The sequence below is a fragment of the Mesotoga sp. HF07.pep.5.2.highcov genome (genome assembly GCF_003666285.1).
Lineage (GTDB): Bacteria > Thermotogota > Thermotogae > Petrotogales > Kosmotogaceae > Mesotoga > Mesotoga prima.
Window position 1 is genome coordinate 1 of record NZ_JFHJ01000597.1, and the last position, 10,678, is coordinate 10,678.

At 54.7% G+C, this 10,678-nt stretch carries 8 protein-coding genes; 2 read left to right on the forward strand and 6 right to left on the reverse strand.

The window, feature by feature from the left end:
• The 5 genes from BG32_RS12545 to BG32_RS12565 form a co-directional block, all read right to left on the reverse strand.
• Positions 1–1,871, reverse strand: a 1,871-nt coding sequence (locus BG32_RS12545; RefSeq protein ID WP_121526932.1) for a GH36-type glycosyl hydrolase domain-containing protein, incomplete at its 3' end; no start/stop codon positions are given.
• A gap of 14 nt (positions 1,872–1,885) precedes the next feature.
• Positions 1,886–3,976: a beta-galactosidase gene (locus tag BG32_RS12550; protein ID WP_121526933.1), complete on the reverse strand. Its 2,091-nt coding sequence runs from the start codon at positions 3,974–3,976 to the stop codon at positions 1,886–1,888.
• A gap of 149 nt (positions 3,977–4,125) precedes the next feature.
• Positions 4,126–5,361, reverse strand: a complete 1,236-nt coding sequence (locus BG32_RS12555; RefSeq protein ID WP_147435032.1) for a glycoside hydrolase family 3 C-terminal domain-containing protein — start codon at positions 5,359–5,361, stop codon at positions 4,126–4,128.
• A 2-nt stretch (positions 5,362–5,363) separates the two neighbouring features.
• Complete coding sequence (locus BG32_RS12560) at positions 5,364–6,182, reverse strand: glycoside hydrolase family 3 protein (protein ID WP_121526935.1); 819 nt, start codon at positions 6,180–6,182, stop codon at positions 5,364–5,366.
• Positions 6,166–7,182: a LacI family DNA-binding transcriptional regulator gene (locus tag BG32_RS12565; RefSeq protein ID WP_121526936.1), complete on the reverse strand. Its 1,017-nt coding sequence runs from the start codon at positions 7,180–7,182 to the stop codon at positions 6,166–6,168. Before BG32_RS12565 ends, BG32_RS12560 begins: the two co-directional genes overlap by 17 nt.
• A gap of 132 nt (positions 7,183–7,314) precedes the next feature.
• Between BG32_RS12565 and BG32_RS12570 the strand changes: the two genes are divergently transcribed.
• Together BG32_RS12570 and BG32_RS12575 are read left to right on the forward strand one after the other, a co-directional pair.
• Positions 7,315–9,423: a beta-galactosidase gene (locus tag BG32_RS12570; protein WP_121526937.1), complete on the forward strand. Its 2,109-nt coding sequence runs from the start codon at positions 7,315–7,317 to the stop codon at positions 9,421–9,423.
• Positions 9,424–9,433: 10 nt separating this feature from the next.
• Complete coding sequence (locus BG32_RS12575; RefSeq protein WP_310793894.1) at positions 9,434–9,769, forward strand: FAD-binding oxidoreductase; 336 nt, start codon at positions 9,434–9,436, stop codon at positions 9,767–9,769.
• Positions 9,770–10,363: 594 nt separating this feature from the next.
• Here BG32_RS12575 and BG32_RS15875 read toward each other — a convergent pair.
• Positions 10,364–10,678 (reverse strand): hypothetical protein (locus BG32_RS15875; RefSeq protein WP_220660337.1); only part of this gene is annotated, 315 nt, incomplete at its 5' end.

Sequence of the window (10,678 nt, forward strand, 5' to 3'; positions counted from 1 at the left end):
CTCAGCCCGGGAGCGTATCTGGTTATATATCCTATATCCGGCGCCGGTTTCGTGAAGGCCGGGTAGAGCAAGAGGGCGCCGAAGTCTTTGAGGAGAATCCTTCCGGCCGAGTCCATGGCGATGGCCTTCCTTTCGGAATCGGTTATATCGCTTATCACGGCCCAGGTCTGGGCGTTGAGGAAGATCTTTCCCTCTTCGTTCTCCTTCGAGCCAATCTTGCCGCCATCGTCTTTGGTCGCGCGGATGAACCACTCGCCATCCCAGGCGTATTCGTTCACGGCGTCCTTCAGCGATTGCATCACGTCGCGGCACCTATCGGCGAAGACCCCATCTCCCCGCTTCGTTGAAAGAGGCAGGAACCGCTCGAGCAGAAGGTACATGAATTGAGCAAGCCAAACGCTTTCTCCCTTCCAGTCGCTGCCCACGGCGTTCATTCCGTCATTCCAGTCATGCTCTCCTATAAGGGGCAGCCCGCGTGGTGAGAAACGTTTAAAGGACTTCTCGATGGCAAGCCTACAGTGCTCGTAAAGCGTCGCTGAACCGCCGTCAGCGAAGGACACCTCTTCATCCAGTATGCCGTAATCGAGCGTTTCCCTCACGTACTGCGACGTGATGAAGGGAAGCCACAAAAGGTCGTCCGAACAGCCTGTCCTCGGACCGCCGCCGCCTATGGTAAACCACCAGTGAAAGACGTCTCCCTCTCTGAACTGGTGTTGTGCGTGGAGTAGGATCTGTTTCCTCATGAGGCCCGGGTCGGAAACAAGGAAGATCTGCGAGTCCTGTAACTGGTCCCTGAAGCCGTAACCGGCCGATACCTGGTAATACCCGGACTTGCCCCATAATCTGCCCGAGATCGCCTGGTACTTCGACCAGTAATTGGTCATTATATTCAGCCCCGGGTCGGGCGTTTCGACCTTCTCGGTCTCGAGCAAACCGTCCCACATCACTTTTACTTCCGAGAAGAGTCGCCTGGAAGCCCCGAGGGAGCTGTGAGACTTCAGCAGTTCCTCCGGGTCCTCCTCGCCGATGATCGCGGTGCCGGTGGTGAATACGACGCTCTTCGACTGTCCCGGAGCCAGCTCCATCTCGACCTGCAGGGCGGCGCAGGGATCGCCGAACCTGTCGCACTTTCCCGGCAGTTCGTCCTCAAAAAGCGCGGCCGGTCTCTCCTGGGAGCCGTACATCCCGATGAAGGATTCCTTGTCGCAGGTGTAGGACTTCACCGGCTCGCTCGCACCGTGAAAGGCGATCTGGTTCCAGTCGGTGTTGTTCCACCTTCCCTTCCCGTCGGGGAACTGTCCTAGATACTTTCTTACGAAGATCGCGTTGTCTCTGAAGGCCGGTACGATGAAGAGCTTGTGAAACTCCCTGTGCTCGTCGGGGAAGTTGCCGAGAACCCACTCGAAGTACGATGTGATGTCGAGTCTCCGGCTGGTGGCGCCCTCGTTCTTCAGGGTTATCTCGGCCAGTTCCACCGGCGCCTTTGCCGATACGAAAACTTTCATCTCCGAGTAGATATCCTCCACGCGGTGGCGGTAGATGGTATAGCCCATCCCGTGGACCACTTCGTAAAGAGAGTATTGGGCCATTACCGGCTTCCAGCCTGCCGACCAGAATCTTCCGCTCTCCCTGTCACGTATGTAATAGTACTTGCCCCAGTTATCCTTGATCAGGTCCTGGTAAGATCTGGTAATCCGGTTCTGGCCGGCGTTGCCCCGCCAGGAGTAACCGCTCCCCGTGTGGGAGGCGATCATGGAGTAATCTCCGTTACTTATAACGTTCACCCAGGGGCGAGGAGTTCGTGGATCGACTATCACGTATTCCCTCCCGTCCGGGGTGAAATATCCGTACTTGCTCTCGAAAAGCCTCACTTTCCACACGCTCCTCAAAAGACGGCCTTACGGGCCTCAAACTTTTTCCGCTCCCGGAAACTCCCGTCGAGCCGGACGATCCGGCCCTCTCGCCCTTTGACCGTCGCTTCAAATTCAAGATCTCCGGTCTTCACTGTGATTGTTTTGTCGTAGTCATCGTAGTTGTTGAGGAACAGAAAATCCACGCCTTCCCCTTTCCTGAGCCAGGCATCGATGAATTCCCCCTTTATCTCGACGTTTCTTTCTATTCCAAGATGCTCGCAAAGCCTGCTGAGGACTTCGAGCTTGTACTCCCTCTCAAGCTCTATACCGCAGCCGAGCATGACTATCTCGCCCTGCCCGACAGAACCGTAAAAGGCGCAGGCCGAACCTTCTTCGTCGAACCCGAAAGGCGACAAGCCCGAAAGTTCACGGTAGCTCTCGGTGTAGAAGGCGTTTATTTCAAGGCCAAAGATCCGCGCCATCGACCGGTCCCTCTCTTTACCTTTTTCGACGTTCAGGCGGTCGCGTATGATCGCACACTCTCTACCGTGTTCTTCCCGCTCCGGCAGTGAGGGGAAGAGAACTAGCCTCCCGCCGCTTTCCATATACCGGACGAGCTTTTTCTGAACACCGGCCGGCATGAAGGGACCGGAGAAGACCCAGAGAATTGGCCGTTCCGTCGGATCGATCTCTTCGACCGCTTCCAGATCGACCGCTCCAGCGGTATAGTTCAAAAGGAAGAGCCCCCTGAGCAGTCCGTCGAACGTAGCCATGTCCCTGTGTGCTTTGATCCGGGCGAAGGGGTATCCGTCTTGGGCGAAGAATTCGCCCGCATAGTAAGAGGAGATAAAACCGAACCACGTATCGAAGGCCGGTTTGGCGTTCAGCAATTCTTTCTCGGACGCTCTTACGGTACTTATCAATTCTTTGATTTTGTTATAACTCCCCCTGAGCTCTCCACTGGCTCCGATGGGCGCCTGCCAGTCGTGCGCGCTTCCCATGAGGCCGCTCCCCTCGGGATTTCTCCCCCCGACGAAGAGATAGTAATTGATCGCGTTCATTCCGCCCGCTATGCAGAGCCGGCTGGAGAGATCTATCGAGGAAGGCATGAGTTTCGGCCTATCGTGCTGGAAACCGCTCTGAAACTCGGCCGAGAAGAGCGGTTGGGCAGGATTCTCGACGGCCGTCATGATCGAATTTGAGATGCTGATATCGGTGAAGTTCTCGTGTACTATGTTGCCTATATAGTAGTCGCCCGAAAGAACAGCCCGCTGTATGTCGGCAGCCGCCTTCAACTGGGAGACGCCGATTGGGTAATTCTTGCCTCTCTTGGCGTACTCGAGCGTATCAAAGCCGTGTATGTTTATTATCTTCGGCAGATCGATGCACTCCTCATCCATGAAACGGGAGAGAGTTTCGAGGTACTCCCTGAAGTATTGCCTCATGAACCTGTGATATTCTACGTTCAGGGGAAAGCCGAACTGTTTGCCGTAACTCCAGGCCTCTAACTCCGCGAGAAGCTCAGGTGCTCTGGCCGTGAGGTATTCGCGAAAATGGGCGAGGGCAACCGGGTTGTAATCGCCCGTGGAGGTCACCCAGTGGAGCATGCCCACTTCGTTGTCGAGCTGGATCATTATCGCGTCGCTCTCCCGGATAGCCTTCGCGATCGATGCGTACCACTCTCTCACGCAGTCGAGGAAACCCGGATGCAGATATGAAAAGACTCTGGTGGGGTGCGGCTTTCCCTCGATCGTCAACGCGATTCCGTCGGGGTGTTTCATGTAGAGCCAGTCGGGAAGCCCTTCGTTCTTGAGCTCGGACATTATGTACGGACCGGGTTTGATTATGAGGTCGAAACCGTATTCCATGGCCAGCCTTGTGAAACCCGTCAGATCCCTTTCTGGAGTGGTCCGGCCTTCGAAGTCTGTCTCGCCCTCTTTTGTCTCGTGCCAGAACCATGGTACGTAGAAGCTCAACGTGTCGAAGCCGGCCCGCCTTATCTTTTCCAGCCTGTCGGACCAGTCGCCGGCCGGAACCCTGAAGTAATGCATCTCGGCCGAGAAGAGAAACCTTTCCCGCCCGTCGATGACGAACTTCCCGTCTCTGCATTCAACGCGCTTCACCACGCACCTCCTGCTGAAACTAATTGAAACGTTTCAACGGTATTTCAAGCTTATCATACAGGAGAGGGCCGAAGAAAATCCCGTAAACTTCGAAGAAGGATGTATATTCCCACTCACGGTTGAATAAGTGAAAAATCCTTTGTGTCTCTTCAGATCAGTTCGAAATAGCCCTTCAGGTGTTCGACGCTGTTGCGCCCGAGGAAGACCTCAAACCGCCCCTTCTCAAGAGACGGCTTCAAATTTTCATCGAGAAAAGAGAGCATCTCCCCCGTTATGTCGAACTGTACGTTCTTCGATTGACCGGCCTCTAGGAAGAGTTTTTCGAAACCTTTGAGCTCCATCACCGGTCTGGTGACGGAGGCCGTCACATCCCTTACGAAGAGCATAACCGTCTCCGAGCCGTCGTAAACGCCGCGGTTGGTGACACGCGCGCTCACTTTAAGCTCTTCCCCCATCTTCGGCGAATCGCTCGAGAGCGCGAGATCTTCGTAATCGAAATCCGTGTAGCTCAAACCCCAGCCGAAGGGGAAGAGCGGTTCGTCCTGGATATCTATATACTTCTTGAACAGCGGACGGCCCGTGTTTTTCCTGTTGTAGTAGACCGGTATCTGACCGACGGCGGCCGGAAATGTCAGCGTCAATTTCCCCGAGGGATTGTGAATGCCGTAGAGGATTTCGGCGAGTGCGTTGCCGGCCTGATGGCCGGGCTGCCAGAGCTGGAGAATCGCCGGCACGTTAGCCTCCTCCCAGCTCAAAACCAGGGGCCGGCCGCTCACCACGACCAGCACTACATTCTCGTTAATTTCCATGACCGACCTTAGAAGCTTCCTTTGGACCGCGGGTATCGTTATGTCAGCCCTGGAGCGGTTTTCGCCGCTCATAGAGGACGTCTCGCCCAGAACCATCAGCACGACCTGCGCCTTCGACGCGATCTCGCGGGCCCTGTCGATGCCGCCCTCTATGTCGGAGTTTATCTCGCAGCCCCTCTCGTAGCGGAATTCCTCTCCAAGGTTCTCCAGACCTTCGAGAACGGTTACACTCTCCTGCACCTCGACCTGTCCGGCCCAGCAGCCGAGCATGTCGGGCCTGTCGTCTGCCAGCTGGCCTATCACCGCAAGTTTTGTCCCCTTTCGCAACGGCAGGAGATCCCGGTTCTTGAGCAGGACTATGGATTCGCGCGCCGCCTTCAAGGCCAGTTCTTTCGCCGCGAGGTTTTCTAGGCTCAGCCGGCGTGCGTCTTCCATCACGAACCTTTTTTTGCCGAAGAGCCCTAGCCTCTCCTTCAGTTTCAGGACTCTCCCCGCCGCTTGATCGATCTCCTCGACCGTAAGCTTCCCTTCGTGGACGAGCTCTTTCAGATATCTCTCGTAGACTCCGGAGTTCATGTCTATATCCACCCCGCTTTGAAGCCGAGACGGGCCGCCTCCCTCCCGTCGGAGGCTATCGAGTGGTTCACCAGCTCTTCCACCGATTCCCAGTCGCTCACCACAACTCCCCCAAAGCCTAGCTCACCCCTTAGGATCCCCCGTATCGCACGCTCGTTGCCCGAGACGGGTATCCCGTTGAGATCGTTGAAAGATGACATCACCGACATCACACCAGCTTTAACCGCCGCGTCGAAGGGTGGCAGGTAGATCTCCCGGAGCGATCTCTCAGAGATATCGGCCCCATCGTAATCCCTTCCGCCCTGCGGTGCGCCGTAGGCAACATAATGCTTGGCACAGGCGGCGGTTTTCGGCATGTCCTCCCAATCGTTTCTCTGGTATCCCCTGACCCTCGCTCTCGCCACTTCGCTTCCCAGATAGGGGTCCTCGCCGGCCCCTTCGGCCACCCTGCCCCACCTCGGATCTCTCGAGATATCCACCATGGGGGCGAATATCATGTTTATACCCTCCATGGCCGCCTCGCGCGCCGACAGGGCGCACGTTTCCTCTATGAGTCCCAAATCGAAGGAACAGCTCAGAGCGAGGGGAATGGGAAAGATCGTCCTGAATCCGTGAATGACATCGTCGCCTATTATCAGGGGGATGCCAGTTGGCGAGTCGAGGGCCAGGTTCTGCCTCATCTGCGTCTCTTCGCCCCTGTTGTTCAAAAAGGAACCGATTCTTCCCTCGGCCAGCGCTTTCTGTTGAGCTTCTCCATACTTGCCATACATCACCAGCTGACCGATCTTTTCCTCGAGCGTCATATCACTCAATCTCTTCATGTGCAGCCCTCCCGGTCGAATCCCTCACCACCAACGTAACATCGAGATTGATATTGCTCACCTCGTCGTACTTGCCAAAGATCAGGCTGATAAGCATGTGCGCGGCCAGTGAGCCGAGCTGGTACATCGGTCTCCGCACCGTGGTCAGTTTCGGGGTTATGTACGAGGAGAGTTCTATATCGTCGAAGCCGACAAGAGATATATCCTCCGGCACTCTCAACCCGTACTCGTTTATCGCCTTGAGCGCGCCTATGGCCGTTTCGTCGTTGGCGCAGTAGAAGGCCGTCGCGATCTTCCGGCCACGATTCACCTCCAGGTAACCGCTCATCAAGCTCCGACCGGACTCTTCGGTGAAGTCGCCCTCCAGAACGTCCCCGGCCACAACGTTGAGTCCGAACTTCTTCATGGCTCCGGTGAAGCCGGAATACCGTTCTCTGGCATCCAGAGTGTCCTTCGACCCCTTTATGAAACCTATCCGCCTGTGGCCCAGTTCATGGAGGTGTCTGACGACTTCGTAAGAACCCCTTTCGTTGCCTATCCGAACGCTCCTCACCCTCTCGCTTTTCAACACCCTGTCGAGCGTGACTACAGGGAAGTCCCGTGAGAAGCCTTCTATATCCTCGGATTTGACCGTCGGCGTCATGATGATGAGGCCGTCGACGATATCGTTTTTGAGAAACTTGGCGACATCCTGACGGCGGTTCTCCAGCGTGCAGTAGATCAAAAGGTTGTAGCCCATGTTGTGAAGAACATCCTGAATGCCCTTCACCAGAGAATCGTAGAAGGGACCCTTTATTTCATGGACGATGAGCGATACGAGGTCGTACTTTTCCTTCTTAAGGCTCCTGGCGAAGGTATTGGGAACGTAGTTCAGTTCCTTCGCGGCCTTCAACACTTTCTGCCTGGTCTCTTCGCCTATCCTGTTGCTGTTGTTCAGGACGTAGGAAACGGTGGAGATCGAAACCCCCGCGAGTTTCGCCACGTCTTTTATAGTCGCCAAGGTTATCCCTTCTTTCATTGAAACGTTTCAACAAATTATACTATTTTTCTCACTCCGGCCAAAATCCCGGCGGGAAATACCTGGGCTATAATTGTTTAAAGGTTTCAATGGCCGTTGCGAAGGTGATGAAGAATGAAAAAAGAGAATTGGTCGAAGATCTGTGGAACTCCCCGGTTGATTTCGGCCGAGATCCACTACTTCAGACTCGAGCCCGGAGAGTGGAGAGAGAGGATCGAAAAAGCGAAGGAGGCCGGCTGCAACGCGATAGCTTCCTACATTCCCTGGCTCTGTCACGAGAGCGTCGAAGGAAGATACGATTTCACCGGGAGGCTAGACCTGAGAGCCTTCGTGGAGCTTGCTAAGGATTTGGGGCTTTACTTCATAGCAAGACCGGGTCCCTTCGTCATGGCAGAGCTAAAAAACGAAGGGATCCCACACTGGCTGTACGATAAGCACCCACATCTCAGACCCATCAGCTGGGAAGGAAGAAAAGTCGAGAGCGCCATGGTCATCTACAACCACCCGGACTTTCTCGCAGAGGTCGAAAAATGGTACGTCAGAGTGGGGGAGATCCTCGGACCGTTGCTGGTCGGTAGGGGAGGAAACGTTATGGCCGTCCAGCTGGATAATGAGATAGGCATGCTTCAGTGGGTCAACAACACGCCCGATCTTTCGGACTTCACGCTCGCGAGGTTCAACGACCGGGTCACGGAGAAGCGCGGCCGGGAGCCCTACGGCTTCACGCTTGAGAAGCGCGATGAAACTTACAGGCTCCTCCGCAGCCCGGGAGAAGACTTCTCGCTGGAGTTCATACGCGACCTCGGCGAGTTCACGCGCGAGGATTACAGAGAGTACTTGCAGAACCTGAAACAGCTGGCCAAGAGGGCCGGCCTCGAAGGTATCCCCTATATAGTCAACATTCACGGTACGTCCGAAGGAAGGGGCTTCACCTTCCCGATAGGCATCAGCCAGCTTTACAAAGCCTGCGACGACGAGGAGGTCTTCCCCTCTAGCGATGTCTATCTGGGAGATCTCTCCTTGAGGAACTTCCAGGACCTCTACACGATAAATGAAATGCTCGCGGCTGCCTGCGGGGGAGTTTATGGTTCCATGGAATTCGAGTGCGGCGACGGCAACTACGGGGACAACTACGGGCAGAGGATTGACCCTTACACGCTAGAGCACAAGCTGAAGCTCTGCATCGCCCAGGGGAACCGATTGATCAACTACTACCTCTTCTCGGGAGGAAGAAACTATGTCCTTGATCCCGAGCCGCTCGACGGCAACGGAAGGATAGCCTTCACCGGCGAGCTCCACGGCTTTGCGGCCCCGATCTCTCCTACGGGCGCGGAAAACTACACCTACCGCTTCCTGAAGGAAGCGACGCTCTCCCTCAAACCACTGGCGAAAAACATGGGCAATCTCTCGGTAAGCCATGATCCTCTGACGGTGGCCTTCATTCCGTACTATTTCATGAGCGAGTACCGTTACGGGACGAGATCCGAAGAGATGATTTCCGATCTCCAAACTCACCGGGCGGGCAACTTCTGGGACAGCTTCCTCAAGGCACTCCTGCTACTGGGATACCGCTACGACGTGAAGAATATACAGGATGGAGAAATCGATCCCGAAAGGCTGCTGATCCTTCCATGTGCGAGGTATCTGGACGTTTCGATCCAGAGAAAGATCGCGGATCATGTCGAACGCGGGGGAAGGCTGCTGATTTACGGGGAGTTGCCTCTCTTCGATATGACCGGCAGAGTTTGCAGGGAACTGATTGAGGCTCTAAGCATAACTCCCGGGGAAGCTTACCACTCCTCTAACAAATATTTCCTCTCGGTGAAACCTTTGGGTTTGCCGGAATTGGCCACGCATTTCGCTCGGGCCTTCAGAATGGAAGGGGGCGAAGAGCTCGCCGTAATAGCCCAGAAGGGCGAAACGTGCGCCGCCAGAGTCGGAAGCACAACGGTCATAACTGCCCATTTCAATTGCAACACCGGCTTCTTCGGCCGAATTCTCGAGGGCTACGGATTGAAACCTAAGATCTCCATGACGGGCGATTCCTTCGCGGTTTTCCCCGTCGTGAGCGTCGGTAATCGCGGAGAGAGACTCGTTTACGTCTTCAACGAAGATAACTTTGAAAGGCGTATTGGGCTCCGCTTTGAAGAGGAGCCGCTTTTCGGGGGGAAGGAGCTACTTCTCAGGGCTAGGGAGGTGGCTGTGGAGATGCGTTACCCCTGAAGGTGAAGAAATGAATTACGAACGGCTCAACGCGGACCTGATCGAAGAGTCACAATCACTACTCAACATCCCCGTCAAATGCGATGCGGAGTCACTGGATAGATATTCTAGAGACGAGGCGGCGGAATTGAAAGCAGTTAGACCGGAGGTCGTCACTTTCCCTGTAAGTACTGAGGAAGTGTCGGAGATCATGAAATTTGCAAACAGGCACTTGATTCCAGTTACGCCAAGAGGCGCTGGAACAGGCCTTTCAGGCGGCGCAGTGCCTTCATACCGTGGAATCGTCATGAGTTTCGAGAAGATGAACAGGATTCTCGAGTTCGACGAAGCAAACATGATGACCTGATTCGAGGCAAAAAAAGCCTTTGATCGAAACAACACACTCAATCCGGGAAAGATTGTGGATCTTCGAGAGACCAAGGGTAGAGGTCAGTAGTCAGGGGTTGGAGCAACAGAAGCCGGTTTGCCGTTGAAAGGTTCTCCGTTCTCCGAAAAGAATGGTTTCAAGTTCCAAGGACCAAGTTGCAACAATAAGAAAGAAGACCTTTTCTAAGGGGCGATGAGGTAAGCTTGTTACTGGCATTCAACAAGACAGCACCGAGTGCCGAATCAAGTTCAGACGGTATGTGGCATCTTCGGAGAACCCACCGGGATGCTGAAACAAGTTCAATACGCCGAGCACGGGGTATCGATAACAGGGTATGGGGTCTCGTGAAAAGAACCGGCAATCGATTCAGGGTTTCAATGCAGCTGAGGAAGTTGTCCAGGCAGCGGTTTGTGGAAGTCCCTCACTCTGTCATCCCGAACTTGTTTCGGGATCTGCACTTTTGAAGACCGTGGCCGGTGGTAGCAGGTTGGGGGTTGGTCAGGAGCAAAAAAGAGATTGACCCAGTCCTCGAGAAGCAATTCAAAACCATCTGATCAGAACCAACTTATTTCGTCATCCTGAAGCGCTCATGTTCAGGATCTGGGTTTTTTCAGGAACCGTGGTTGGTGGTAAGAGGTTATGGTCGGAAAGAGCGAAGTGAAACCTGTTCTCCGTTGGACGGTTCTCCGTTCTCCGAGGAGAACCCGTTGCTCGTTCAAGAGCGAGGATCTGTTCTTCGTTCTTGGTTGAAATCGTAAGAAGTGGCATCAAGATTCCGACCAGGAGCTTTGTCGGAATGACAGAATCTAGCCCTTCCGCAATAACGATATGTTGGTATCCCACGGAGCGTGCCCTGATTAGCCTGCCCCAATGAGCCTGCCCTGAAAT